Below are 24,810 nucleotides of genomic sequence, written 5' to 3'. Positions count from 1 at the left end.
CCGATAGAGTCGCCCGCCGTGACCGCACGACCGCTGCACGAGATCGTCGAAGCCGGCTGGGCGAAGGCCCTCGCCCCGGTGGAGTCCAACATCGCCGCGATGGGGGAGTTCCTCCGCGGGGAGATCGCCGCCGGGCGCACCTACCTCCCGGCCGGGGAGAACGTCCTGCGGGCGTTCAAGCAACCGTTCGACGAGGTGCGCGTGCTCGTCGTCGGCCAGGACCCGTACCCGACCCCCGGCCACGCGATCGGCCTGTCCTTCGCCGTCGCGCCGGAGGTCCGGCCGCTGCCGAAGAGCCTGGTGAACATCTACAAGGAGTACGCAGAGGACCTCGGCCACCCGCTGCCGACCAACGGGGACCTGACGCCGTGGACCGAGCAAGGTGTGCTGTTGCTCAACCGCGCGCTGACGGTGATGCCCGGCAAGCCGAACTCGCACCAGGGCAAGGGCTGGGAAGTGGTCACCGAGCAGGCGATCAAGGCACTGGCCGAACGCGGCGGCCCGCTGGTGGCGATCCTCTGGGGCAGCAACGCCCGCAAGCTCAAGCCGCTGCTGGGTGGCGTGCCGTGCGTGGAATCCGTGCACCCGAGCCCGCTCTCGGCGCACAACGGCTTCTTCGGCTCACGCCCGTTCAGCCGGGTGAACGAACTCCTCGTCCAGCAGGGCGCCCAGCCAGTGGAGTGGAAACTCCCGTGACGACCGCCCTCCCCCCCGGCACGCCGCCGGGGGGTCCAGGGGGCTTGCCCCCTGGCCGGGGTCTGGGGGCTTGGCCCCCAGAAAAGCACTTTGAGACGAAAAAAAATGGCGAGCGCTCTTCGCGAGCACTCGCCACCCAACCTTTCGGCTCAGCCTCGCACGACCTTGCCGGCCTTGATGCACGAGGTGCACACGTTGAGGCGCTTGCGCTGGGACAGACCGATCTTGGCGTGCACGGTCTGGATGTTCGGGTTCCACCGGCGACTGGTCCGCCGGTGGGAGTGTGAGACCGACTTACCGAAGCCGGGTCCCTTGCCACAGACGTCGCACACGGCAGCCACGTCGAACTCCTTTGGATCATTCGAAGACGAATCACGCCCGGCACGGCGGCCGGGCAACTCGACCATAGTAACCAGTATGTTCCGAGGCGGACCGGACGGGGTCGCTACCCTCGCCTGGACCCAGGTCAGGAGGTTACAGGGGTGCGCGAGTTGGACGCCGCCGCGATCGGGCGCTGGGCCTCGGCCTGCGTGCACAGCCTGGACGCGCTGCGACCGGAGATCAACGGCATCAACGTCTACCCGGTGGCGGACTCCGACACCGGGTCGAACATGCACCACACCGTCTCGGGGGCCTGGCACGCGCTGAACGACGCGCCGCCGCCCGGGAGCGCGGGTGAGGCACTGGCCGTGCTGGCCAAGGGCGCGGTCGCCGCGGCGAAGGGCAACTCCGGGGTGATCCTGTCCCAGGTGCTGCGCGGGCTCGCGGAGGCGCTGGCGGACCGCACGGTCGACGGCCCCGCGCTGGCCGCCGCCCTTGGGCACGCCGACGAGGTGGCCACCGGCGCGGTCGCCCGCCCGGTCGCGGGCACCATGTTGAGCGTGCTGCACGCGGTGAACGCCGCCGTCTCGTGTGCCTCCGGTGACCTCGACGAGGTCGCGCGCACCGCCGCCGAAGCCGCCGCCGAGGCGCTCGAACACACCCCGCAGCAGCTGCCCGTGCTCGCGCGCGCCGGTGTGGTCGACGCGGGCGGGCGCGGGGTGGTGGCGGTGCTGGACGCGCTGCTCGAAGTGGTCACCGGCACCGAGCACGCCCACGACCACCCGCTCACCGCGCACGGCCACGGGCACGGCGAACCCGCGCTGTACGCGTGGGAGGTGATGTTCCTGCTCGAAGACGCGGAAGAAGCCGCGCTGCCGGTGTTGCGCAAGGCGCTCAGCGGACTCGGCGACAGCGTCACCGTGGCCGCCGACGGCGCCGGGTCCCACGCGGTCCACGTGCACTGCGCGGACATCGGCGCCGCCATCGAAGCCGCGCTGGACGCGGGCCGCCCGCGCCGGATCCGGGTGGAGCCGCTCCTCACCCCGGCGCCGCTGCAACCGGGTGGCGGGCTCGACCGCACGGTGGTCGTGGTGGTGCGCGGCGAGGGGCTCGCGGAAGTGATCAGGGCGGAGAACGTCGCGGTTTTGTCGGTGCCCGCTGGTTCAGTACCGAGCGTGGAGGAAATGCTCGGCCTGATCACCGAGACCACCGGCAACCACGTCACCGTGCTGGCCGGTGGTCCCGACCTGACCACGGTCGCCGACAACGCCGCCGGGCACGCGATGGCCGGCGACCGGGACGTGGTGGTCATCCCGTGTGCCTCGCCGGTGCAGGTGCTGGCCGCGCTGGCCGTGCACGACCCGGCCCGGCGCACCAACGACGACGTGGTGGCGATGGCGGAGGCCGCCGCCGCGACCCGCCGCGGAGAGGTGCTCTTCGCCAGTGGTGAGGCGCTTTCGGTGGTCGGCCGCGCGCAGGCGGGTGATGTGCTGGGCCTGGTCGACGGCGAGGTGGTGCGGATCGAACCGGCTGCCGAGGCGAACCTGCTGGAGGCGGCGATCACCGTGCTGGCCCGGCTGCTCGGGCCGGGCGGGGAGCTGGTCACCGTGGTCACCGGGGTGGACGCGCCGCCGGACGTCGAAGAGGTGCTGACGGGCTGGCTGCGGGGCGAGCACCCGGAGGTCGAACTGGTGTGCTATTCCGGACGGCAGACCGACGCCGTGCTGTTGATCGGGGTGGAGTAGGGAAGATGACCGTCCTTGACGACAAGCTGACGCCGTTGCTGGGCGCCAAGACGGCCAAGGCGCTGTCCGGTTCGCTGGGCATCGAGACCGTCGCCGACCTGCTGCGGCACTACCCGCGCCGGTACGACGAGCGCGGTTCGCTCACCGACATCGGCGGGCTGGAGCTCGGCGAGCACGTCACCGTGATGGCCAGGATCGAGAAGGTGCTGCGGCGGACGATGCGGGCCCGCGCCGGCACCATCCTCGAGGTCACCATCACCGACGGCCGCCGCAAACTGCAGCTGGCCTTCTTCAACCAGGCGTTCCGCGAGCGGGAACTCAAGATCAACAAGACCGGGCTGTTCGCCGGGAAGGTGACCGCCTTCCGGAACAACCTGCAGCTGGCCAACCCCGAGTACGAACTGCTCGAGGGCGACGACCTGCACGAGTCGGTGATGGACGAGTTCCTCGGCATCATGCCGGTCTACCCGGCGGCGCAGGGCATCCAGTCGTGGGCGATCGCGCGGGCGGTCCGCCAGGTGCTGGACACCCTCGACGACGTCGACGAGGACCCGATGCCCGCCGAACTGCTCGCCGCCAAGAAGCTGGAGTCGCTGCACGACGCGCTGCGCCAGATCCACCGCCCGGAGAGCTGGCCGCGGCTGGAGTCGGCGAAGCGGCGGCTGAAGTGGGACGAGGCCATGTCCGTCCAGCTGATCTTCGCGCAGCGGCGGCATTCCGCGGTGACGCGGCCGGCGCCGATCTGCGCGCCGAAGGCCGGTGGTCTCCTCGAAGCCTTCGACCAGCGGCTGCCGTTCGAGCTGACACCGGGGCAGCACGAGGTCGGCGCGAAGATCGCCGAGTCGCTCTCGGTGGAGCATCCGATGAACCTGCTGTTGCAGGGCGAGGTCGGCAGCGGCAAGACGATCGTGGCGCTGCGGGCGATGCTGCAGGCGGTCGACTCCGGGCGGCAGGCCGCGATGCTCGCGCCCACCGAGGTGCTGGCCGCGCAGCACGCGCGCTCGTTGCGCGACATGCTCGGTGACCTGGGGCAGGCCGGGGAGCTGGGCGCCGCGGAGAACGCCACCAAGCTCACCCTGCTCACCGGTTCGCTGCCGGCCAAGGAACGCAAGCAGGCGTTGCTGGACGCCGCGAGCGGTGCGGCGGGCATCGTGGTCGGCACGCACGCGCTCATCCAGGACACGGTTTCCTTCGCCGACCTCGGTCTCGTGGTGGTCGACGAGCAGCACCGCTTCGGCGTGGAGCAACGGGACGCGCTGCGCTCGCGTGGGGCCGACGGCACCAGCCCGCACGTGCTGGTGATGACCGCGACGCCGATCCCGCGCACGGTGGCGATGACCGTCTACGGCGACCTGGAAACGGCTTCCCTGCGTGACATGCCCGCCGGGCGGTCGCCGATCTCGACCACCGTGGTGCCGGTGGCGGAGAAGCCGAAGTGGCTGGACCGGGTGTGGGACAGGGTCGCCGAGGACGCGCGCAAGGGCAACCAGGCCTACGTGGTCTGCCCGCGCATCGGTGACGAGCCCGCGTCGGACAAGAGTGACAAGCGGCCGCCGCTGGCCGTGCTCGACGTGGCCGAGGAACTGGCGGCCGGGCCGTTGCAGGGGCTGACCGTCGGCGTGCTGCACGGGCGGATGCCGCCGGACGAGAAGGACGCGGTGATGCGCGCCTTCGCCGCCGGGAAGGTCGACGTGCTGGTGGCGACCACGGTGATCGAGGTCGGCGTGAACGTGCCGAACTCGACGGTGATGGTGATCATGGACGCTGACCGCTTCGGCGTCAGCCAGCTGCACCAGCTGCGCGGCCGTGTCGGCCGCGGGTCCAAGCCGGGGCTGTGCCTGCTGGTCACCGAGGCGCTGGAGGGAACCACCACGCGCGAGCGGCTTGATGCCGTCGAGTCCACAACGGACGGTTTCGAACTCTCCCAGCTGGACCTGGAAATCCGGCGGGAGGGCGACATCCTCGGCTCGGCGCAGTCGGGCAAGCGGTCCGGGCTGAAGCTGCTGTCCCTGCTGCGGGACGAGGAGATCATCGCCGAGGCGCGCACCTACGCGCAGGAGATCGTGACCGAGGACCCGGCGCTGGAGAAGCACAGCGGGCTGGCGCGCATGCTCGCCACGGTGGTCGATGCCGAAAGGGCGGAGTACCTGGAGAAGTCCTAAACGGCGAAAGCCCCGGCCTTCGCGGCGAGCACGGCCGCGCGGGCGGCCCGGTCGGCGATGGCGAAGTCGATCGGCTCCCGGCTGATGAACAACCGGTAGAAGACCGGCGCGGCGGCCTGCCGCATCACTTCGACCGGATCGGTGTCCGCCGGGACCTCGCCGCGGGCGATGGCGCGCACGGTCATCGCCGCACCCCGCTCGTGGCGGTCGGCGTAGTACTCGCGCAGCGAGTCGGCGGCCTTGGCCGACTGGAAGGACGACGCGACCGACGCCAGCGGCAGCGCCGACTTCGCCGGATCGGTGAAGTAGGTGGTCAGCTCGCGGTTCATCGCGCTGAGGTCGCCTTCGAGCGAGCCGGTGTCCGGCACCTCCCAGCGGTGTTCGATGCCGAACAGCAGTGCCGCGGCGACCAGCCCCTCGGCCGAGCCCCAGCGGCGGTAGAGCGTGGTCTTGTGCACCCCGGAGCGTTCGGCCACGGCGTCCACGGTGAGGCCGGGATAACCCTTCTCGGCCAGTTCGTCGAGGGTGGCGGTCAGCACGGCGACCCGGTTGCGTTCGGTGCGCCCACCGGGCCGGCTGCCGGTCAATTCGGTCGACAAGTGCTACTCCAGTTGCATTAGTGTGCCCAGTATGCCACGACTCAGCCCGTTCGACCGCCTTCCCGAGCTGATCGGTGACGCCCGCATCGTCGCCGTCGGCGAGAACAACCACCACATCCAGGAGTTCAGCGCCTATCGCGACCGGGTGCTGCGGCTGCTCGTCACCGAACTCGGCTTCAGCGTGCTCGGCTTCGAATCCGGCTACGCGGAGGGCAGGCTGACCGACGCCTGGCTGCACGGCGCGCCCGGTGAGGTCGCCGACATCGGCCGCGACGGCTTCACCTTCTCACTCGGCGACTCCGCCGAGATGCACACCATGCTCACCTGGCTGCGGGAGCACAATGCTGCTGAAAGAGGGGCTGCCGGGGGAGACGTGCGATACCTCGGTCTGGACGTGCCCAGCAGTGCGGGCTCGCCGGAGCCCGCCCTGCGCGCGGTGCGGGAGTACCTGCTCGCCGCCGACCCCGGCGCACTGTCCCTTGTGGACAATGCGCTGACCGCGACCCGGCCGTACTCCGCGGTCAGCAGCGCCATCGCGCCGGGGTTGTACCAGCAGTGCGAAAACCGCGACGCGGCCACCGCCGCACTGGCCGTGCTGGTCGCCCATCTGGAGTCAACGGGGCCGGTGCTGCGCCGAGGCGGTGACGCGCAGGCACACGCCATCGCGCTGCACCAAGCCTGCGGCGCGCTGCGCGTGGACACGTATCTGCGTGAAGTGCTCGACGCGATGAACGGCTCGGCGACACCCGTCCAGGGCGCGTCGCGCGACCGCTATATGGCGGAATCCGTGCGCCTGGCGCGCGAAATCTGGCCGGACCGGAAAATATTGCTGATGCTGCACAACGGACATCTGCAGCGCACCCCGAGCAGTCTCATCCCCGGCGTGACCAACGCGCCCGCGGGGGCCCACCTGGCCGACGAGTTCGGCGACGAATATTTCGCACTGGCGCTGACCGCGGGCACCGGCCACACCACCGGGCTGCGCCCCGATCCCGAAGGCCGCCTGGGTTTCCGCCTGTACGAGCAGGAACTCGGGGCTCCGGAAGCCGGGAGCATCGAAGAACACCTGGTCGGCGCCGAGGCGGGCCTGCTCGACCTCCGGCCGTTGCGCGCCGCCGCGGACCGCCCGCATGGCATTCGGCACGCGCATCTGACCGTGCACGCCGATGTGCCCTTCGCTTTCGACGCGCTGGCCTATTTCCCCCGGATGCGCGTCTGCCGGTTCTGAATATTCCCCGTACACCCCTGGATGCCGGAGAATTGGCGCCACCGAGCGGTTACCGTCCGCGATGGCACGCTATAACGTTGGGTAGATAAATATTCGGCCACTGTCCGGTGTTCGGCCTGGGTTGTGCAACGTTCAATGGGAATAACCCGACTGAGTGATCGGAGTGCGTGTGAAACGGGACTAGTGGAGGCGAAGGATGGAGCGATCGCCGGGGGAAGCGGCCACTGGGGGCCCCAGCCCGGACGCTCGGCCGGCTGGCGTGGTCACGCGGGAGTTCTTGCACGATCTCGGGCACAGCCTGGCGACCCTGTCGTTCCTGGTGGAGGCGGTGCGGGGGGAGGCGACGCTGCCGCCGGGGACGCGGCAGCGGGTGGACGCCATCGACCAGGAGACGCACCGGCTGCTCGGCATGGTCCGCCACGCGATGGCCTCCGGGGACCGGCCGCGGGCGTCCGTGGTCGACGTCCGCGAAGTGCTGCAGCAGATCGTTTCGCTGGTTTCACTGGCCGGTGAGACGTCGGTGGTGGTGCGGCCCGGGGCGGCGGTTTCGCTGATGGTGGACGAATCGCTGCTGTGGCGGATGATCACGAACCTGGTCGACAACGCCGTGCGGGCGGCGGGACCGGGTGGCCGGGTGGAGGTGTCCGTCCGGGAGGACGACGGGCTGATCACCGTCGAGGTCGCCGACGACGGGCCGGGGTTCGGCGCCGGCCCGTCCGGCTGGGCTTCGCTGGGGCTCGGCATCGTCGAGCGGCTCGCCGAGGCGTGCCGCTGCGGTTTTCAGGTGGTGTCCTCCGGTGCGGAGGGCACCCGTGTCCGGCTGCTGTTCGGGGCCGAGGGGGGAACGGAATGAACATCAGCCTGCTGCTCTGCGACGACCACGCGTTGTTTTCCGACGCGCTGGCGTCCGTGTTGAGCCACGAGTTCCAGGTGCTGGGGGTGATCGGCACCATGGCGGACATCCCGGGCGCGATCCGGCGGCACCAGCCGGACGTCTGCCTGCTGGACCGCCGCTTCGTCGACGGTGACGCCCTGGACCGCCTCACCGACATCCGGGCGGCGCGCCCGGCGACCAAGGTGGTGGTGCTCACCGCCGACCAGGACGACGACGGCCTGCACCGCGCCCTCGCCGGCGGCGCGGCGGGGTACGTGCAGAAGACGTGCGGGGTGGCGACGCTGACTGCCGCCCTGCGGAGCGTCGTCGCCGGGGAGGTGGTCGTGCACGTCGCTTCGGAACGCTCGGCCCTGCGCTCGCGAGGCTCCGCCGAAGCCATGCGGCTGGCCGCGCACCTGACGGCCCGCGAACGCGAATGCCTGGCGATGCTCGTCGAGGGGTTGAGCACCAGCGAAATGGTCAGCCGCCTCGGCGTGGCGACGACCACGGTACGCACGCACATCCAGGCGCTGCTGAGCAAACTCGGCGTGCACTCGCGCCTGGAAGCCGCGTCGCTGGCCGTGCGGTACTCCCTGCTGGACGAACACCACACCCGACGCCGCCGCCGAGGCGCCGCCACCGGCTGATCCGACCCCACCCGGGACACGAATGTGGCTTTGGGGGCGAATCCCGCCCCGAAAGCCACATTCGTGTCCCCGATGACCGCCACGGACTCGGCTCCCGGCGCGGGTTTCGGCCTCCTTGCGCCACCTTCGCGGCTAGGGCGCTCCGGTGGCTCCGAGCCCTTCGGGGGTCGGGCGCCTGGGGAGCGAGCCGCGCTCTGTCGCCCCGGTCCGTGTCACGAATGTGGCTTTGGGGGCCGAATCCGCCCCCAAAGCCACATTCGTGTCCAAGCCGAGGGGGTTAGGGCGTGTCCTGGGGATCTTCATCGGAGGTGCAGGACGATGCAGGCGAGGATGATTTCGGCGCGGTGGTAGGCGGCTCGTTTGGCGAACCGTGTTGCCAAGCCACGGAATTGTTTGAGCCGGTTGAAGCAGCGCTCGACCACGTTGCGGAGCTTGTAGAGGTCAGGGTCGAAGGCCGGTGGCCTGCCACCGGCCTTGCCCTTGGCCTTCCGGCGGGCGATCTGGTCGGCACGTTCGGGAATGGTGGCCTTGATCCTGCGCTCCCGCAGCGCCTTCCGGGTGCTCGGGTGGGTGTAGGCCTTGTCGGCGAGCACCCGCCCGACCCGTACTTTCCGCCCGTCCACCTCGATGTCACGGATGTCGTCCAGCAGCGGAAGCAGTTGCGGGTTGTCCCCGGCCTGCCCTGGCGTGAGGATCACCGCCAACGGCAGACCGGCGGCGTCGACAGCCAAGTGGAGTTTGGTGGTCAGTCCGCCTCGGGAACGCCCGAGGCACTCTCCGTCGACGGCGAGCTCTTCGATCCAGTCCGCGCAGCCCCTTTTTTCCGGGCGCCGGCCGCGTGCTGATGCGCCCGCACACTCGTGGAATCGACACTGATCACAAACTCGATGTTGTCCTCGAGTGTCCCGAGGGAGTCGTCTTTGACGATCACGTGCTCCAGGATCCGGTCCCACGTCCCGTCCGCGGTCCACTTCCGTAACCGCTCATGAGCGGTCTTCCACGGCCCATACCGTTCCGGCAGGTCACGCCACGGCGCACCGGTCCGTTCATGCCACAGGATCGCGTTGATCACCTGCCGGTGACTACGCCACCGCCCACCCCTGCGACCAGTCTCCACAGGCAGCAACGGCGCGATCGTTGCCCAGGCCTTATCTGTCAGCTCACCGCGTCCGACCACACACCATCATCTGCACACGATCATGGAAAAGATCCGCAGGACACGCCCTAGTCCGTGGGGGTGCGGCTTGAGTAGGCCTTGACCAGTTGGTGTTCGGCGTCGTTCAGGTAGCGGGCCAGTGCTGCCTCCGCGCGCCGGTTCTCACCCTCGCGCAGGAGTTGCAGGATCTCTTCGTTGCGCAGCAGGTACGGCTGGTGGAACTCCCGCGGATCGGTCATCACGTGGAACACCAGTCGCAGCTCGGCGAAGATTCCTTGCATCAGTTCGTCGATGCGCGGGCTGGCGGTGAGCGACGCGAGCGCCTGGTGGAAGTGGATGTTCGCGGTGCCGAGGTCGCGCCAGCCCTCCCGTCGTTCGGCGAGCAGGCCGTCGCCGACCGCGCTTTCCAGGCGTGAGAGGTCCGGGTTCACCGCGTTCCGCACGGCGGCGCATTCGATCACCTTGCGCACGCGGTACAGGTCCACCACGTCGTCCAAGCTCAGCATCCGGACGAAAACGCCCCGGTTCAGCTCGTGCGACAACAGCCGTTCGTGCGTGAGCAGGCGGAAAGCCTCCCGCAGGGTGTTCCGCGAGACCCCCAGCGCGGCCCCGATGTCGTGTTCCGAGAGCCGGGCACCGGGCAGGAAGTATCCCTCCGAGATCCGCGTGCGCAGCACATCGGCCACGCGCTCGGCCGTGCTCGTCCGGCCGAGGAGGCCCCGGTCCGCGGCCAGCCCCATGGAGCTGCCGCTGCTGTCTGCGATGACCACGAGGATCAGCCTACCGCAGGTCCAGTGAACGATACGCTCAAACTACCTGAGGATTATCCTCCGAACCTCTTGTGGGATTGTTCAACAATAGCCTACCTTGTGTCCCAGCTCACCTGTGTTTCCCTGGACCGACACCCGACCCGAGCGAGGTGCGTGATGGATGCGACCGCTCCAACCGCCGAGGACACCCGACCGTTCGCCTGGTACCGCACACTCGGCCCGCGCGGCAGGCGCGCCTTCGTCGGCGCGTTCGGCGGCTACGGGCTCGACTCGTACGACTACTGGGTCCTGCCGCTCAGCCTGAGCGCGATCATCGCCTACTTCGGCCTGACCCCCGGCACAGCCGGCCTCCTCAGCACCACGACGCTGGTCGTCTCGGCGATCGGCGGCGCCGGAGCGGGCATCCTGGCCGACCGCATTGGCCGGGTCCGCACGCTCCAGTTGACCGTGGCCACCTACACCGTGTTCACCGTCCTCTGCGGCTTCGCGCCGAACTTCGAGACCCTGCTCGTGTTCCGCGCCCTCCAGGGCCTCGGCTTCGGCGGTGAATGGGCCGCGGGCGCCATCCTCGTCGCCGAGTACGCCCGCTCGCGTTACCGCGGCCGCACGGTCGCCTTCGTGCAGAGCGCGTGGGCGGTGGGCTGGGGCCTCTCGGTGGTCGTCTACACCGTGGTCTTCACCGTCACCGGCGACGACATGGCCTGGCGCATCATGTTCTGGACCGGCGTCATCCCGGCGATCCTGATCATCTGGGTGCGCAAGAACGTCACCGACGCCGACGAAGCCACGCAACGCCGGGAGAGCACCGAGAAACGCGGCTCGTTCGCCCAGATCTTCCGCGGCGACCTCCTGCGCACCACGCTGATCGCGTCGTTGTTCGCCACCGGCGTGCAGGGCGGTTACTACACGCTGGCCACCTGGCTGCCGTCGTACCTGCGCACCACCCGCGGGCTGACCGTGATCAACACCGGCGGCTACTACGTCTTCCTGATCTCCGGCGCGTTCATCGGCTACGTCTGCGGCGGTTACCTGACCGACCTGCTGGGGCGCAAGCGGACCTTCGTGCTCTTCGCCGGGCTGTCGGCGGTGCTGATCGTGGCCTACACGCAGATCCCGCATGGCGCCAACACCCTGGTGATGCTGCTCGGTTTCCCGCTCGGCTTCTCCATGTCGGCCATCTTCAGCGGCTTCGGCGCCTTCCTCGCCGAGCTGTACCCGACCGCGCAACGCGGCACCGGGCAGGGCTTCACCTACAACTTCGGCCGCGCGGTCGGCGCCGTTTTCCCCGGGGTGGTCGGTTTTCTCGGCGCCGGCGGGGCGATGGTGTTCGGCGCGGTCGGTTACGGCGTCGCGGTACTGGCCCTGCTGGGCCTGCCGGAAACCCGGGGGAGGGAGCTGGTATGACCATTGTGGACGAACCAGGGATGCTGGACCCGGCACGGGCGCGGGCGAGTTTCCGCGCCGGTGTGCAGGCACCGACCACCGGCTGGGCCGCGGGTTACACGCAGACGAACCTGATCGCGGTGCGCAAGAACTGGGCCTACGACGTGCTGTTGTTCTGCCAGCGCAACGAACAGCCGTGCCCGGTGCTCGACGTCAGCGATCCCGGCGACCCGTCGACCGTGCTGGCGCCCGGCGCGGACCTGCGCCGCGACCTGCCGCGGTACCGGATCTGGGAGAACGGCAGGCTGCGCGCGGAGGTCACCGACGCCACGCGGTACTGGCGCAGCGACCTCGTCGCCTTCTCGATCGGCTGCAGCTTCTCCTTCGAGACCGCGCTCGCCGCGGAGGGCATTCCGCTGCGGCACGTCGAACAGGGCCGCAACGTGGCGATGTACGTGACCAACCGCCAGTGCCGCCCGGCGGGCCGGTTGCACGGGCCGATGGTGGTGTCCATGCGGCAGATCCCGGAGCACCAGGTGGACGACGCCATCCGCATCACCTCGGAGATGCCCGCGGTGCACGGCGCGCCGGTGCACGTCGGCGACCCCGGCGCGCTCGGCATCGCCGACCTCGGCAAGCCCGACTTCGGTGACCCCGTCCGGGCCGAACCCGGTGACGTGCCGGTGTTCTGGGCGTGCGGCGTCACCCCGCAGGCGGCGCTGATGGCGTCGAAACCGCCGTTCGCCATCACGCACGCACCGGGGCACATGCTGATCACCGATCGCCGCGACGACGAGTACCGGGTCGGCCGCCGGTGATCCGGGTCCACCGGTACGGCACCCGCGCGGCGCTGGTCGACCTCCCCGGCGCCGCCGAGGTGCTCGGGCTCGACGCGGCGCTGGCCGCCGATCCGCCCGAGGGGGTGGAGGAGGTGGTGCCGGCCGCGCGGACCGTGCTCGTGCGGTTCGACCCCGGCCGCACCACCTTCGAGCGGCTGGTCGAGCAGCTCAGCGGCCGTCCGCTGGAGCCGTCGCCGAGCCATCATGGCGACGAGCTGGTGGTGCCGGTCCGCTACGACGGTGAGGACCTCGCCGAAGTGGCCTCGGCGACCGGGCTGACCGAGGCCGAGGTGGTCGAGCGGCACACCGGCGCCGAATACCGGGTCGCCTTCTGCGGTTTCGCGCCGGGCTTCGGCTACCTGACCGGGCTGGACCCGCTGCTGCACCTGCCGAGGCGCAGCAACCCGCGGGTGCGCGTGCCGGCCGGCGCGGTCGCGGTGGCCGGGGAGTACGCGGCGGTCTACCCGCACCCGTCACCCGGCGGCTGGCACCTGCTCGGGCACACCCCGCTGGCCGTGTGGGACACCGAACGCGAACCGCCGAACCTGCTCGCGCCCGGCACCACCGTGCGCTTCACCGCGACATGACCGCGAAACTCGAAGTGCTGACGCCGGGCCTGTTCGCCACCGTGCAGGACCTCGGCAGGCCGGGGTACACCGCGCTCGGCGTCGGCCGGTCCGGCGCGGCCGACCGCGACGCGCTGCGCCTGGCGAACCGGCTCGTCGGCAATCCCGAGGGAAACGCCGCGGTGGAGGCGACTTTCGGCGGGCTGGCCGTCCGGTTCGACGGCCCGGTGCTGATCGCGCTCACCGGAGCGGTCGGCCCGGCTCGGCTCGGCGGCCGCGCGATCGGCCCGAACGCCCCGGTTTTCGTTGGTGCGGGGGAAGAACTGCGGCTCGGTGTGCCGGATCGCGGCCTGCGGACGTATCTGGCGGTGCGCGGCGGGATCGAGGTGCCGCCGGTGCTCGGCGGTCGTGGGACGGACACGTTGTCGGGGCTCGGACCGGCGCCGCTCGCGGCGGGCACCACGCTGCCGGTCGGCCATCGGGTGCTCGCCTGGCCCGTCGTCGACCAGGCGCCGTGCGCGGCCATCCAGGACGAGCCGGTGTTGCGGCTGGTTCCGGGGCCACGACTGGATTTCTTCACCGAAGACGCGCTCGGCACGCTGTTGTCCGGGCGGTACGCGGTGTCGGCCCAGAGCAACCGCGTCGGGCTGCGGCTCGACGGGCCGGTGTTGCGCCGGGCCAAGTCGGGGGAGGTGCCGTCGGAGCCGGCGGCACCCGGGGCGGTGCAGGTCCCGCCTTCGGGCCAGCCGATCCTCTTCCTCGCCGACCACCCGGTGACCGGGGGTTACCCGGTGGTGGCGGTGGTCGCGGAAGAGGACCTCGGCGGAGCCGCGCAGGCGCGGCCCGGCACCCGGCTCAGGTTCGTCAGAAGTCGCCTTCCAGGGTGATCAGCTCGCGCAGCTTCTGCAGCGCGCGGTGCTGGGTGGTGCGCACGTTGCCTGCCTTGAGGCCGACCGCCTCCGCGGTCTCGGCGGCGGTCAGGCCGACGGCCACGCGCAGGATGACGATCTCCTGCTGCACCCGGGGCAGTGTGCGGATCAGGCGGTTGAGCCGTTCGCCGAGGTCGACGTCGAGCGCGTGCTTCTCCGGCTCGTTGTCGGTGCTGGAGCGCTCCGGCAGGTCGGACACCGGCTCGCAGCGGTCGCGGGAGACCGCGCGGAAGGCGTCGGCGACCTTGTTCGCCGCGATCGCGTGCACCAGGTAGAGGAAGGAACCGCCCCGGTCCTGGTACTGCGGCAGCGCCTTGAGCACCGCGACGCACACCTCCTGGGAGATGTCGTCGGCCGAGAAGTACGACAGGTCCCGGCCACCGAGCCGAGCCCGGCAGTAGCGCGTGACCACCGGTTTCAGCGCGGCGAGCAGGCCGTCCATCGCGTCCCGGTCGCCCTTGGCGGCCAGCCGGACCAAGGGGTCCAGGTCCTCCTTGGTCAGCCGCGGATAGTGGCTCGCGTTCTGCTGGACCGTCTTCGGCGTCGCGGGCCCCTCGGTGCCCCGCGTCGTCGAGTCCAAGCTCGTGGTCATTCGCCCGCCCATTCCTTCGCAACGGTCTGCTGTTGTCCGGCTCAGCCGATGGACCCGACAAACTCGATTAATCGCCGAGTCAACCGCCCCTGCTGAGAGTCATTGTCAGGCCGCTAACAAGGCGACTGTCCGTAGCGGAGTTACCCGAATGGCGCTCGCTCGTTCAGCAATCTGACGACTGTGCGTAATGCTAGACCGCAATAGGCGTGGGCTCCAGGGATCTCGCAGAGATGCCCCATTAGCACGAATCTAGGTCTCAATCCCCTTTCGGTCGCCGTGCGCAAAAGTCGCTTACGCCCCGATTGCTCCGTACGGCGGTAGGGCCTTAGGACCCTGAAAATCGCGTTTGCCAGTTAAGCGAGAAAGGCGAGTGTGGCCGCCGCCATGATCGTCACCAGGGCCGCCGCCAGGCCGATGACCTGGGCATGTGCGGCATCCGGGGGAGTCCGCTGGGCCCGAAGGAGGTGTCGTTCCCGGTGCCGGGTGACCAGGGCGAGCGAAATCGTGACCACCACCCCGGTGAGTCCCGGGATAACGGTGAGGTCACCGCCGGAGTGTGCCGCTGAGTGGAAGAGAAGGACGGTGACGGCGGCCGCGGCAGCCGTGGTGCGGCGCCAGGCGAGCCAGGTGCGCTCCGGCTGGAGCCCGGGGTCGCGGTTCACCCGGTCACCACGAGGACCACCGCGAGGGCGGTGATCACCGCCAGTCCGATGGTCAGCAACAGCATCATCCGGTTGGGTGGCAACGGTTCACCGCGGCGCATCGCGCGCTGGACCCGTCGCCAGCGCGGGTAGCTCGCCGCCGTCAGCAGCACGGCGAGCGCGGCGCACAGCAGGGCGAGAATCGTGCGCGCCCCCGGCACACCGAACTCCGGCACCAGCTGCCGCACCGCGACCGCGCCGGCGAGCAAGCCGAGCGCGGTGCGCATCCAGGCCAGGAACGTGCGTTCGTTGGCCAGGCTGAAGCGGTAGTCGGGCTCCTGCTCCTCGTGCTTTCCGGGGGAGTCGGTCATGCGGACAGCCTGTCCCCAGTGGATCAGCCGCGCGACTCCGGGTGCCGGTGCGCGAAGACCCACCAGCGGAGCGCGGCGAACCGGCAGACTCCGCCGAGCAGCCCGGCCGTGGCGAGCACGACGGTTTCGGTGACCGCCGAGGGCTCGGGGACCAGTGCGTGCAGCGCGAGCAGCACGACCGAGCCGTACCCGGCGTAGAAGGCGATGGTCGCGAGGATCTGGACGTGCCGCCGTCGTGGTGGGCTGTCGTGGCCGGCGAAGGTGATCCGCCGGTGGAACTCGGTGTTCCCGATCGTGGTGACGATGATCGCCAGCAGGTTCGCGCCGTGCGCGCCGAGCGGGGCGCGGAGCAGGAAGTAGAGCACGAACTGGGCGGCCGTGGTGACCACGCCCGCCGCCAGGTACCAGCCCGCGTGCACGGCGAGACCGTCGTGCCGGGGCGGCGCTTCCGGCGCCGGGATGACCATGCCCGCGACGTTACATAGTTTTCACAACTCGGTGAAGGAAGGCGCCTGTGATGTGCGCGACGACCGGGCGGTTTCGGTGGTGGCCCGCGCGGGTAGGCGAAGGCGGACAAGCAAGATCAGAGGAGGAATCCGATGTCCGCACCCCAGGAGCCGGTGGAAACCGATCCGGCCGCGCTGAACAGCGCCGAGGACCTCGACGAGGACCGCCTCAAGGTGGACCCGCTCGAGGAGGGCATCGAGCCGCCGGAGCACTGGAGCGAGGCCAACCGCTTCGGGATGACGCCGGCGGAGCAGCGCGAGGGCGAGCCCATGGAGGCGCGGCTGCGGGAAGAGCAGCCGGACGTGTCCGTCGAGGACGTGCCGGAAAAGCCGATCGCCGCGACGCCCGCTGACGAGCTGGACGAGTCGATCGACGACCAGCCTGGCGACATCGAGGCGATCGCGCCGGAAGAAGCGGGCGGCGGCCGTCACACGGTCAGCGACGACTTGCCGGAAAATGCTGATCAGGCAGGCGGTTCGGTCGCGGACAGCATCCGCACGCCCGAGTGAAGTGAGCGCGCGCTGAGCCCCGCCCCTACGGTGGGAGGGGCCAGAGCCATGCAATCGACGAAAGGGAGCCTGCCATGCTCGCCATGACAGACGCCGCGGCCGAGGCCATCACCGCGCTGACCGGGCAGGAGGGTCAAGCCGACGCCGGCCTGCGGTTCGCGGTGCAGGAGGTGGAGGAGACCGGCGCCCAGCTCGGGTTGTCGGTGGCGCCCTCACCGGAGGACGGTGATCAGGTGCTCGCCACCGAAGGCGGGGCCAAGGTCTTCCTGGAACCGAAGGCCGCCGAGTTCCTCGACGACAAGGTGCTCGACATCCAGCAGGACGACGAAGGCCAGATGAGCTTCGCCGTACTGCAACAGCCGGAAGACGCCCCCGGCACCTGACCCCCTCACCACCCCTCCGGGCCCTGCTTGCCCCGCGCAAGCAGGGCCCACCCACGTCCAGGCACCCGAACCCCACCTCCAGGCACCCGAACCTCACGTTCAGACAGCCGAGTTCAACGCTCGCGCACCCGAACCCCACATTCAGGCACCCGAGTTCAACGCTCGGGTACCTGAACCCCACGTTCGTGCACCCGAGTTCTACGTTCAGGCACCCGAAACTCGCGTTCAGGTAGCCGAGATCCGCATTGAGGCAGCCGAGTTCCACGTTGAGGCGAGCGAGGGCCGCGCCGTGAGCGCGGGTTCGACGGGGATGGCCGGAGTCGGCGCACCTGAGCCTTCGCGCCCTGGTCCCCGCCGCTCGAAACTGGGGCACGCGACTGTCGATCCCGGCTGCCCGAATGTGGGGTCCGGCTTCCTGAATGTGGGGTTCGGGCGCCTGAACGTGGGGCTCGGCTGTCTGAACGTGGGTTTCAGGTGCCTGAACGTGGGGTTCGGGCGTCTGGACGTGGGGTTCGGGTGCGTGAGTGTGGGGGTCGGGTGGGGGGTGTCACGAATGTGGCTTTCGGGACGGGGGACGTCTCGAAAGCCACATTCGTGACATCAGGCCGAGTAGGGGTCTCGGTGTTCCAGGGAGGGGCTGACTCGCGGGTCGACGCCCTGCTGGCCCGGTACCGGCGCCACGGTGGGCTCGGCGGTGCGCTGCTGCGGCGGGTGCTGCGGGTTCAGGGCCCGCTCCGCCACCTGGTTGTCCCGGATCCTGGCCAGCACGGTCAGCGTCACCCCGTGGGCGATGGCCAGCACGATCAGGGTGATCCCGAGCTTCCACACCACCGCCTCGGTGGCGTTGTCCCCGCCCGAGTCGATGGTGGACAGCAACGCGAGCACCCCCAGCACCGCCAGGTGGAACAGCACGGTGACCAGGCGGGTCATCGACGCGCCCGCGGCCGGGTCACCGTAGGAGTTCTCCAGGTAGCGCCGCCCACTGCGGTAGATGATCTGGCCGTCGACCACGACCAGCAGCGTCGCCAGCACCAGGAACGTTATGTAGGCATTGGTTTCCACAGGTGGCTCCTCTCGGTGACACGGCTCCACCGCAGGGTTACCCGGGGCCCGGGACCACAAACGCTACGGAGCCCAGGCGCCCGCCAAGTCAGCCGTTTGCGCGCGAAGCAACTCGTAAGCGTGCTCCCGCGCGTACGCCAGGGACGGAGCGTGGTCGATCAGCGCGCGGTAGTCGGCCACCCCCAGTCGGGCCAATTGCGCGGCGTCGAGCGCGACGCGACCGGCGACCGCCAGGACCGGCAGGTCCCGGGCCCGTGCGCGGGCGGCGATCCCGGCCGGGGCCTTGCCGTCGAGGCTTTGCGGGTCCAGGGAACCTTCGCCGGTGATCACCAGGTCCGCCCGGTCCAGTGCGGCCGGTACGCCGGTGAGTTCGCAGACCAGGTCGAAGCCCGATTCGAACACCGCGTCCAGCGCGGCCATCGCACCGCCCGCCACGCCGCCGCCCGCTCCGGCACCCGGCGCGTCCGACACGTCACGGCCGCCCGCCGCGTGCAGAGCCCGGGCCCAGCGGCCCAGGGCGTCCTCGAGATGGGCGATCTCCGTGGCGCCCGCGCCCTTCTGCGGGCCGAAGACCGCCGCCGCGCCTTTCTCGCCGAGCAGCGGGTTGCTCACGTCGGTGGCCACCCGCACGTCGATCCCGGCGAACTTCGAGCGCACCACGGAAAGGTCCACCGCTTCGACCGTCCTCAGTGGACCGCCGCCCAGCTCCAGCAAGGTCGACGGCGTGACCGTGGCGCCGAGCGCCCGCAACATGCCGGAGCCGCCGTCGGTGCTCGCGGTGCCGCCGACGGTGAGCACCACCTGCCGGACCCCGCGCTCCAGTGCGTGCGCGATCAGCGAGCCGACGCCCCACGTGTGCGCGGCCAGCGCGACCTCGGGCGACGGCTCCACGAACTCGATGCCGCACGCCCGCGCCGACTCGATGTACGCGGTTTCGCCCAGCACCGCGTACCGCGCCCGCACCGGGGAGTCCAGCGGCCCCCGGACCTCGACGTCCACCCGTTCCGCGCCCGCCGCGTACAACACGTCGAGCGTGCCTTCGCCGCCGTCCGCGATCGGGCACAGCATCGTTTCGGCGTCGGGGAAAGCGTCGAGCACGCCGTCCCGCATCGCCTCGGCGGCCTCCATCGCGGTCAGGCTGCCCTTGAACTTGTCCGGCGCGATGAGCACCCTCACGCGGTCACCGCCGAAAGCGGCGGCTCACCGGCCAGCACGGCGGCCACGTTGCGCGCCGCCAGCAGCGCCATCTCGGTGCGGGTCTCCACGGTCGCCGAGCCCAGGTGCGGGGTGACCACGACGTTGTCCAGTCCGAGCAGGCGCGGTTCCACCTCCGGCTCCTTCTCGAACACGTCCAGCGCGGCCCCGGCGAGCACGCCGGTCGCGAGCGCCTCGGCCAGCGCGGGCTCGTCGACCACCGGCCCCCGCGTCGTGTTGACCAGGTACGCGCCCGGCTTCATCGTGCGCAGCGTGTCCGCGTTGATCAGGTGCCGCGTCTGCGGCGTGAGCGGGCAGTGCAGCGAGACGAAGTCAGCCGTCCGCAGCAGCTCGCCGAGCGGCAGGTGCCGCGCGTCCAGTTCGGCCTCGACCTCGGCGGGTGCCCGATTGCGTCCACTGTAGACAATCGAAAGGCCGAACGCCCTGGCCCGGCGCGCCATCGCGCGGCCGATCTGCCCGAGCCCGACGATGCCGAGCGTGCGGCCCTGCAGCCCGGCGCCGAGCATGAACCCGAGCGAAAAATTCCACGGCGTGCGCGAGCGCAGCAGCCGCTCACCCTCGCCGAGTCGCCGGGTGACCATCAGCAGCAGGCCGAAGGCCAGGTCCGCGGTCGCCTCGGTGAGCACGCCCGGGGTGTTGGTCACCGTCACACCCCGCGCGGAGAGCGCTTTCACATCGAGGTTGTCGTAACCGACGGCGACGTTGGCGACCACCTCCAGGCCGGGACCGGCGGCTTCGGCGACCGAGTCGTCCACCCGATCGCCGACCATGGTGACCAGCGCGGCCGCCCCGGCGACCCGTTCGCGCAGCTCATCGGGCCGCAGCGCCCGTTCGGCCACCCACACCTCGCCCGCCTCGCCGAGCACTTTCAACGCCGGTTCCGGTAGCTGCCCGGTGACCACGATCTTCGGCACGATCGGCTGCCCTCCTGCCCTCGGCGACCCGCCCAACATAGCCCGGCGGAAGGCCGTCGTGAACCGGCCGCCGCCACGCCACGTGTCTGTTGGTGACAGCACAGAAGTTTCGCGACGGGAGGGGTTGTTGATGACGATCTCGACACCGGGGGTTGGCGTGGACGCACACCGGCACACCGGCCACCTGATCCGCCGGGCGCAGCAGATCCACACCTACCTGTGGTCGGCCGAAGTGTCCAGGGAGGTCACCTCGACCCAGTACGCGGTCCTGAGCGCGGTGGCGCTCAACCCGGAGACCGACCAGAACGCGCTCTCGCGCGAGGTCTCGCTGGACACCTCGACGGTGGGCGCGGTGGTGAACCGGCTGATCGACCGCGGGTTCGTGCGCCGCGACCGCGATCCCGGCGACCGGCGGCGGAACCTGCTGAGCCTGACCGACGCCGGGCACGCCCAGTTCGGCGAGTTGTCGGTGCGCGCGGCGAGGATGACCGAGGGCATGGTCGCCTGCCTGCCGCCGGAGGACCGCGAGGAGCTGGTCCGCATCCTGACCAGGCTGGTCGACGCCGGTGAGGCCAAGCGGGAGGGGACCGACCCGACCCGGTGACGCGAGTTCCGTGAACGGTCCATTCGTGCTAAGTTCATATGCAGAACTTGTGTGCGGAATGCGAACATCACGGAGGGGTGGCGATGGCGGAGATCGTCTCGCTCGCGGACGGCGTGGCCCGCCTGGTCCACGACGGCGACACCGTGGCACTGGAGGGGTTCACCCACCTCATCCCGGTGGCCGCCGGTCAGGAGATCATCCGCCAGGGGCGCCGCGGGCTGACCCTGGTGCGGATGACCCCGGACATCGTCTACGACCAGCTGATCGGGGCGGGCTGCGCGAGCAAGCTGATCTTCTCCTGGGGTGGCAACCCCGGCGTCGGCTCGCTGCACCGGTTCCGCGACGCGGTCCAGCACGGCTGGCCGGTGCCGCTGGAGATCGAGGAGCACAGCCACGCCGGCATGGCCAACCGCTACGTGGCCGGCGCCTCCGGGCTGCCGTTCGCCGTGCTGCGCGGGTACTCCGGCACGGACCTGGCCAAGCACACCGCCACGATCAAGCCGATCACCTGCCCGTTCACCGGGGAGCAGCTGACCGCGGTGCCCGCGCTCAACCCGGACGTCACCATCGTCCACGCGCAGCGGGCCGACCGCGAGGGCAACGTGCAGCTCTGGGGGATCGCGGGCGTGCAGAAGGAGGCGGTGCTGGCGGCGAAGCGCTCGCTGGTCACCGTCGAAGAGGTCGTCGACGAGCTGGAACCGCGGCCGGGCGCGCTGGTGCTGCCGTCCTGGGCGGTGACCGCGGTCGCCGAGGTGCCCTCGGGCGCGAAGCCCTCCTACGCCGCCGGGTACTACGACCGCGACAACGCGGCCTACCAGGCATGGGACGCGGTGAGCCGCGATCGGGAAGAGTTCGGCAAGTGGCTCGCGGAGGTGGCGGCATGAGCTCCCCCGAGTACAGCACTGACGAGATGATGAGCATCGCGGCCGCACGCGCGCTGGACGACGGCATGTCCTGCTTCGTCGGCATCGGCCTGCCCAGCACCGCGGCCAACCTCGCGCGCCGCTCGCACGCGCCGAACCTGAAGCTGATCTACGAATCGGGCTGCCTCGGCGCGAAGCCGAGCCGGCTGCCGCTGTCCATCGGCGACGGCGAGCTGGCCGAAACCGCGGACGCCGTGATCAGCGTGCCCGAGGTGTTCAACTACTGGTTGCAGCCCGGCCGGATCGACGTCGGCTTCCTCGGCGCGGCCCAGCTGGACAAGTTCGGCAACATCAACACCACGGTGATCGGCAGCGACTACGCCGATCCGAAGGTGCGGCTGCCGGGTGCCGGTGGCGCGCCGGAGATCGCCGCCTCCTGCCGCGAGGTCTTCGTGGTGCTGCGGCAGAGCAAGCGCGCGTTCGTGGAGAAGGTCGACTTCGTCACCTCGTTCGGACACGGTTCGGGCCGCGGTGACCGCGAACGCCTCGGGCTGCCCGGTGCCGGGCCGACGCTGGTGGTCACCGATCTGGGCCTGATGCGGCCGGATCCGGGGACCGCGGAGCTGACGCTGACCCACCTGCACCCCGGGGTCGAGGTCGAGCAGGTGCGCGAGGCCACCGGCTGGGCGCTGAAGGTCGCCGACGACCTGCGGCGCACACCGGAGCCGACCGAGGCGGAGTTGTCCGGGTTGCGAGAGCTGAAGAAGGCGGGCGAATGACCGAGGTTTACGTGCTGGACGCCGTGCGGACCCCGTTCGGCCGGTACGGCGGCGCGCTGGCGGGCACCCGGCCCGACGACCTCGCCGCGCACGTGCTGCGGGCGCTGGGCGAGCGGACCGGGCTCGATCCGTCCACTGTGGACGAGGTGGTGCTCGGCAACGCCAACGGCGCCGGTGAGGACAACCGGAACGTGGCCAGGATGGCGACCCTGCTGGCCGGCTGGCCGACCTCGATCCCCGGCGGCACGGTGAACCGCCTGTGCGGCTCGGGGCTCGACGCCGTCTCGCAAGCCAGCCGGATGATCGCCACCGGGGACGCGTCGCTGGTGGTGGCCGGTGGCGTCGAATCGATGAGCCGGTCGCCGTGGGTGGTGCAGAAGCCGGAGAAGGCCTTCCCGAACGGCAACCAGACCATGTACTCGACCGCGCTCGGCTGGCGCATGGTCAACCCCGCGATGCCCGAGCGGTGGACGGTGTCGCTGGGGGAGTCCACCGAACTGCTGGCCGAGCGGTACGGCATCGGGCGCGACGAGCAGGACGAGTTCGCCGCCCGCAGCCACGTCAACGCCGCCAAGGCGTGGGACGAGGGCTTCTACGACGACCAGGTGGTCGCGGTCCCCGGCGTGGACCTGACCAGGGACGAGGGCATCCGGCCGGACTCCTCGCCGGAGAAGCTGGCCAAGCTCAAGCCGGTGTTCCGGGCGCAGGGCACGGTGACCGCGGGCAACGCCTCACCGCTGAACGACGGCGCCTCCGCGGTGCTGCTCGGCGACCAGGCCGCCGCCGACCGGATCGGCGCGGCACCGCTGGCGCGCATCGCCGGTCGTGGCGCGGCCGGGGTGGACCCCGACGTGTTCGGCATCGGGCCGGTGCGGGCCGCCGAAATCGCGCTGGAACGCGCGGGCATCGGCTGGGACGACCTCGCCGTGGTCGAGCTGAACGAGGCCTTCGCCGCGCAGTCGCTGGCCTGCCTGCGTGACTGGCCGAAACTGGACCCCGCCAAGGTGAACCCGCACGGCGGCGCGATCGCCATCGGGCACCCGCTGGGCGCCTCGGGCGGCCGGATCCTCGGCACGCTCGCGCACGACCTCCGCCGCCGCGGTGGCGGCTGGGGACTCGCCGCCATCTGCATCGGCGTCGGCCAGGGCCTGGCCGTGGTGCTGGAAGCGTGAGAAGGAGCACTCGACGATGAGCCTGCCCGTGTACCGCCCGGACCCCGAAGGCACCCACCCGCCGCTCGGTTCCCCCGGCTACCGCTCCACCGCGTTGCGGCACCCGAAGCAGCCGCTGGTGCTGCTGCCGCAGATGCTCACCGAGGTCACCGGCCCGCTGCTCGGGCCGGGCAGGCTCGGCGAGCACGACAACGACCTGACCCGCCAGCACGCCGGTGAGCCGCAGGGCCAGCGGATCGTGGTGCACGGGCGGCTGCTCGACGGCGACGGCCGCCCGGTGCGCAACTCGCTCGTCGAGGTCTGGCAGGCCAACGCCGGCGGGCGCTACCGGCACACCGGCGACCGCTGGCCGTCCCCGCTGGACCCGAACTTCGACGGCGTCGGGCGCACGCTCACCGACGACGACGGGCACTACGAGTTCACCACCATCAAGCCCGGCGCCTACCCGTGGAAGAACCACGACAACGCCTGGCGCCCGGCGCACATCCACTTCTCGGTGTTCGGCACCTCGTTCACCCAGCGCCTGGTCACCCAGATGTACTTCCCCGAGGACCCGCTCTTCGCGCAGGACCCGATCTTCAACTCCATCCCGGACGAGAAGGCGCGCCAGCGGATGGTCTCCCGCTTCGACCTGGAGCGCACCCAGCCGGAATGGGCGCTGGCCTACGAGTTCGACATCGTGCTGCGCGGCCGTGACGCCTCGGTGTTCGAGGACGAGGAGGACGACGAATGAGCACGCCGTCGCAGACCGTCGGGCCGTACCTGTCGATCGGGCTCCCGTGGGACGACGGGCCCGAGGTGGTGCCCGAGGGCACGCCGGGCGCGATCGTGCTGCGGGGGGTGATCTACGACGGCAACGGTGTCCCCGTGCCGGACGCGATGGTCGAGACCTGGCAGGCCGACGCCGACGGCCGGTTCGACCACCCCGACGACCCGCGCGGGCGGGTGGCCGGGTTCCGCGGGTTCGGCCGCTGCCCGACCGACGAGCAGGGACGCTGGTCCATCCGCACGGTCGTCCCGGGTGCCGTGCCGGGCACCGGGGGCCGGACGCAGGCACCGCACATCGACGTCTCCGTGCTCGGCCGCGGCCTGCTGCACCGGGTGGTGACCAGGATCTACTTCCCCGAGCACGCCGAAGCGAACGCCGCCGACGAGGTGCTGGCCTCGGTGCCGGAGGACCGCCGCGACACGCTGGTCGCCGTGCGCGAAGCGGACGGCTACCGGTTCGACGTGCGGCTCCAGGGCGACGGTGAGACCGTGTTCTTCGAGGTTTAGGGGGTCGG

The 24,810-nt window shown here is 70.8% G+C and carries 28 protein-coding genes and 1 pseudogene; 18 read left to right on the top strand and 11 right to left on the bottom strand.

The features are described 5' to 3' along the window. Nucleotides 1-18 precede the first annotated feature (18 nt). Nucleotides 19-696, top strand: coding sequence for a uracil-DNA glycosylase (locus JOM49_RS40415; RefSeq protein ID WP_209669864.1), 678 nt, complete (start codon nt 19-21; stop codon nt 694-696). A gap of 149 nt (nt 697-845) precedes the next feature. On the opposite strand, the gene rpmB is transcribed toward JOM49_RS40415, so the two are convergent. Next, complete coding sequence (gene rpmB / locus JOM49_RS40410; RefSeq protein ID WP_153030126.1) at nt 846-1,037, bottom strand: 50S ribosomal protein L28; 192 nt, start codon at nt 1,035-1,037, stop codon at nt 846-848. Nucleotides 1,038-1,178: 141 nt separating this feature from the next. On the opposite strand from rpmB, the gene JOM49_RS40405 reads away from it, so the two are divergent. Together JOM49_RS40405 and recG are read left to right on the top strand one after the other, a co-directional pair. Then, nucleotides 1,179-2,762: a DAK2 domain-containing protein gene (locus JOM49_RS40405; RefSeq protein ID WP_209669862.1), complete on the top strand. Its 1,584-nt coding sequence runs from the start codon at nt 1,179-1,181 to the stop codon at nt 2,760-2,762. A 5-nt stretch (nt 2,763-2,767) separates the two neighbouring features. Further along, nucleotides 2,768-4,924 carry an ATP-dependent DNA helicase RecG gene (gene recG / locus JOM49_RS40400; RefSeq protein WP_209669860.1) on the top strand — a complete coding sequence of 719 codons (2,157 nt, stop codon included), beginning with the start codon at nt 2,768-2,770 and terminating at the stop codon, nt 4,922-4,924. On the opposite strand, the gene JOM49_RS40395 is transcribed toward recG, so the two are convergent. Next, nucleotides 4,921-5,523, bottom strand: a complete 603-nt coding sequence (locus JOM49_RS40395) for a TetR/AcrR family transcriptional regulator (RefSeq protein WP_209669858.1) — start codon at nt 5,521-5,523, stop codon at nt 4,921-4,923. The two genes, recG and JOM49_RS40395, sit on opposite strands and share 4 nt — an antisense overlap. A 31-nt stretch (nt 5,524-5,554) precedes the next feature. Here JOM49_RS40395 and JOM49_RS40390 point away from each other — a divergent pair, with 31 nt between their 5' ends. From JOM49_RS40390 to JOM49_RS40380, 3 genes are all read left to right on the top strand, one after another. Continuing rightward, the gene (locus tag JOM49_RS40390; RefSeq protein ID WP_209669856.1) at nt 5,555-6,751 is read left to right on the top strand and encodes an erythromycin esterase family protein; all 1,197 of its coding nucleotides are present in this window, start codon (nt 5,555-5,557) and stop codon (nt 6,749-6,751) included. A gap of 277 nt (nt 6,752-7,028) precedes the next feature. Continuing rightward, nucleotides 7,029-7,604, top strand: a complete 576-nt coding sequence (locus tag JOM49_RS40385) for a sensor histidine kinase (protein ID WP_209669854.1) — start codon at nt 7,029-7,031, stop codon at nt 7,602-7,604. Further along, nucleotides 7,601-8,272 (top strand): LuxR C-terminal-related transcriptional regulator, encoded by a 672-nt coding sequence (locus tag JOM49_RS40380; RefSeq protein ID WP_209669852.1) that lies wholly within the window; start codon nt 7,601-7,603, stop codon nt 8,270-8,272. The genes JOM49_RS40385 and JOM49_RS40380 overlap by 4 nt, the downstream gene beginning before the upstream one ends. Before the next feature lie 299 nt (nt 8,273-8,571). Here JOM49_RS40380 and JOM49_RS40375 read toward each other — a convergent pair. Continuing rightward, nucleotides 8,572-9,389: pseudogene (locus JOM49_RS40375) on the bottom strand (IS5 family transposase). 107 nt (nt 9,390-9,496) lie between these two features. Next, the gene (locus tag JOM49_RS40370; RefSeq protein WP_209672214.1) at nt 9,497-10,168 is read right to left on the bottom strand and encodes a GntR family transcriptional regulator; all 672 of its coding nucleotides are present in this window, start codon (nt 10,166-10,168) and stop codon (nt 9,497-9,499) included. A 186-nt stretch (nt 10,169-10,354) separates the two neighbouring features. On the opposite strand from JOM49_RS40370, the gene JOM49_RS40365 reads away from it, so the two are divergent. From JOM49_RS40365 to JOM49_RS40350, 4 genes are read left to right on the top strand one after another with little or no spacing between them, the layout of a single operon-like run. After that, entirely contained in the window at nt 10,355-11,602 is a 1,248-nt protein-coding gene (locus JOM49_RS40365) for an MFS transporter (RefSeq protein ID WP_209669850.1), read from the top strand. After that, nucleotides 11,599-12,399, top strand: a complete 801-nt coding sequence (locus JOM49_RS40360) for a putative hydro-lyase (RefSeq protein ID WP_209669848.1) — start codon at nt 11,599-11,601, stop codon at nt 12,397-12,399. Before JOM49_RS40365 ends, JOM49_RS40360 begins: the two co-directional genes overlap by 4 nt. Continuing rightward, entirely contained in the window at nt 12,399-13,007 is a 609-nt protein-coding gene (locus tag JOM49_RS40355; RefSeq protein WP_209672212.1) for a 5-oxoprolinase subunit B family protein, read from the top strand. Before JOM49_RS40360 ends, JOM49_RS40355 begins: the two co-directional genes overlap by 1 nt. Beyond that, complete coding sequence (locus JOM49_RS40350; RefSeq protein WP_209669846.1) at nt 13,004-13,873, top strand: 5-oxoprolinase subunit C family protein; 870 nt, start codon at nt 13,004-13,006, stop codon at nt 13,871-13,873. The genes JOM49_RS40355 and JOM49_RS40350 overlap by 4 nt, the downstream gene beginning before the upstream one ends. Here JOM49_RS40350 and shbA read toward each other — a convergent pair. The 4 genes from shbA to JOM49_RS40330 all read right to left on the bottom strand — a co-directional run bounded on the left by shbA (nt 13,851) and on the right by JOM49_RS40330 (nt 15,986). Further along, nucleotides 13,851-14,507, bottom strand: a complete 657-nt coding sequence (gene shbA / locus JOM49_RS40345; protein ID WP_209669844.1) for an RNA polymerase sigma factor ShbA — start codon at nt 14,505-14,507, stop codon at nt 13,851-13,853. The genes JOM49_RS40350 and shbA overlap by 23 nt on opposite strands. 353 nt (nt 14,508-14,860) lie before the next feature. Further along, entirely contained in the window at nt 14,861-15,169 is a 309-nt protein-coding gene (locus JOM49_RS40340) for a DUF202 domain-containing protein (RefSeq protein WP_209669842.1), read from the bottom strand. Next, nucleotides 15,166-15,519, bottom strand: a complete 354-nt coding sequence (locus JOM49_RS40335; RefSeq protein WP_209669840.1) for a YidH family protein — start codon at nt 15,517-15,519, stop codon at nt 15,166-15,168. Before JOM49_RS40335 ends, JOM49_RS40340 begins: the two co-directional genes overlap by 4 nt. Nucleotides 15,520-15,542: 23 nt before the next feature. Next, nucleotides 15,543-15,986 (bottom strand): GtrA family protein, encoded by a 444-nt coding sequence (locus JOM49_RS40330; RefSeq protein WP_209669838.1) that lies wholly within the window; start codon nt 15,984-15,986, stop codon nt 15,543-15,545. Nucleotides 15,987-16,118: 132 nt separating this feature from the next. Between JOM49_RS40330 and JOM49_RS40325 the strand changes: the two genes are divergently transcribed. Together JOM49_RS40325 and JOM49_RS40320 are read left to right on the top strand one after the other, a co-directional pair. Then, a complete protein-coding gene (locus tag JOM49_RS40325; RefSeq protein ID WP_209669836.1) occupies nt 16,119-16,535 on the top strand; it encodes a hypothetical protein in 417 nt (138 codons plus the stop codon). Nucleotides 16,536-16,609: 74 nt separating this feature from the next. Further along, nucleotides 16,610-16,918, top strand: coding sequence for a HesB/IscA family protein (locus tag JOM49_RS40320; RefSeq protein ID WP_209669834.1), 309 nt, complete (start codon nt 16,610-16,612; stop codon nt 16,916-16,918). A gap of 600 nt (nt 16,919-17,518) precedes the next feature. Here the strand turns inward: JOM49_RS40320 and JOM49_RS40315 are convergent. The 3 genes from JOM49_RS40315 to JOM49_RS40305 all read right to left on the bottom strand — a co-directional run bounded on the left by JOM49_RS40315 (nt 17,519) and on the right by JOM49_RS40305 (nt 20,112). Further along, on the bottom strand, nt 17,519-17,980 hold the full coding sequence (locus JOM49_RS40315) for a hypothetical protein (RefSeq protein WP_209669832.1): 462 nt from the start codon (nt 17,978-17,980) through the stop codon (nt 17,519-17,521). A 63-nt stretch (nt 17,981-18,043) separates the two neighbouring features. Then, nucleotides 18,044-19,156, bottom strand: coding sequence for a glycerate kinase (locus JOM49_RS40310; protein WP_209669830.1), 1,113 nt, complete (start codon nt 19,154-19,156; stop codon nt 18,044-18,046). Then, nucleotides 19,153-20,112, bottom strand: coding sequence for a 2-hydroxyacid dehydrogenase (locus tag JOM49_RS40305; RefSeq protein WP_308159082.1), 960 nt, complete (start codon nt 20,110-20,112; stop codon nt 19,153-19,155). Before JOM49_RS40305 ends, JOM49_RS40310 begins: the two co-directional genes overlap by 4 nt. 127 nt (nt 20,113-20,239) lie before the next feature. Here JOM49_RS40305 and JOM49_RS40300 point away from each other — a divergent pair, with 127 nt between their 5' ends. The 6 genes from JOM49_RS40300 (at nt 20,240) to pcaG (ending at nt 24,802) form a co-directional block, all read left to right on the top strand. Further along, the gene (locus JOM49_RS40300; RefSeq protein WP_209669826.1) at nt 20,240-20,713 is read left to right on the top strand and encodes a MarR family winged helix-turn-helix transcriptional regulator; all 474 of its coding nucleotides are present in this window, start codon (nt 20,240-20,242) and stop codon (nt 20,711-20,713) included. Between the two features lie 83 nt (nt 20,714-20,796). Beyond that, nucleotides 20,797-21,597 carry a CoA transferase subunit A gene (locus JOM49_RS40295; protein ID WP_209669824.1) on the top strand — a complete coding sequence of 267 codons (801 nt, stop codon included), beginning with the start codon at nt 20,797-20,799 and terminating at the stop codon, nt 21,595-21,597. Continuing rightward, nucleotides 21,594-22,355: a CoA-transferase subunit beta gene (locus JOM49_RS40290; protein WP_209669822.1), complete on the top strand. Its 762-nt coding sequence runs from the start codon at nt 21,594-21,596 to the stop codon at nt 22,353-22,355. Before JOM49_RS40295 ends, JOM49_RS40290 begins: the two co-directional genes overlap by 4 nt. Then, complete coding sequence (locus JOM49_RS40285) at nt 22,352-23,527, top strand: thiolase family protein (protein WP_209669820.1); 1,176 nt, start codon at nt 22,352-22,354, stop codon at nt 23,525-23,527. The genes JOM49_RS40290 and JOM49_RS40285 overlap by 4 nt, the downstream gene beginning before the upstream one ends. Nucleotides 23,528-23,543: 16 nt before the next feature. Beyond that, nucleotides 23,544-24,260 (top strand): protocatechuate 3,4-dioxygenase subunit beta, encoded by a 717-nt coding sequence (gene pcaH / locus JOM49_RS40280; RefSeq protein ID WP_209669818.1) that lies wholly within the window; start codon nt 23,544-23,546, stop codon nt 24,258-24,260. Further along, on the top strand, nt 24,257-24,802 hold the full coding sequence (gene pcaG, locus JOM49_RS40275; RefSeq protein WP_209669816.1) for a protocatechuate 3,4-dioxygenase subunit alpha: 546 nt from the start codon (nt 24,257-24,259) through the stop codon (nt 24,800-24,802). The genes pcaH and pcaG overlap by 4 nt, the downstream gene beginning before the upstream one ends. The last annotated feature ends 8 nt before the right edge of the window (nt 24,803-24,810 follow it).

Source organism: Amycolatopsis magusensis, from assembly GCF_017875555.1.
GTDB classification, from domain to species: Bacteria; Actinomycetota; Actinomycetes; order Mycobacteriales; family Pseudonocardiaceae; genus Amycolatopsis; species Amycolatopsis magusensis.
This window is presented reverse-complemented; position numbering and strand designations above follow the sequence as displayed.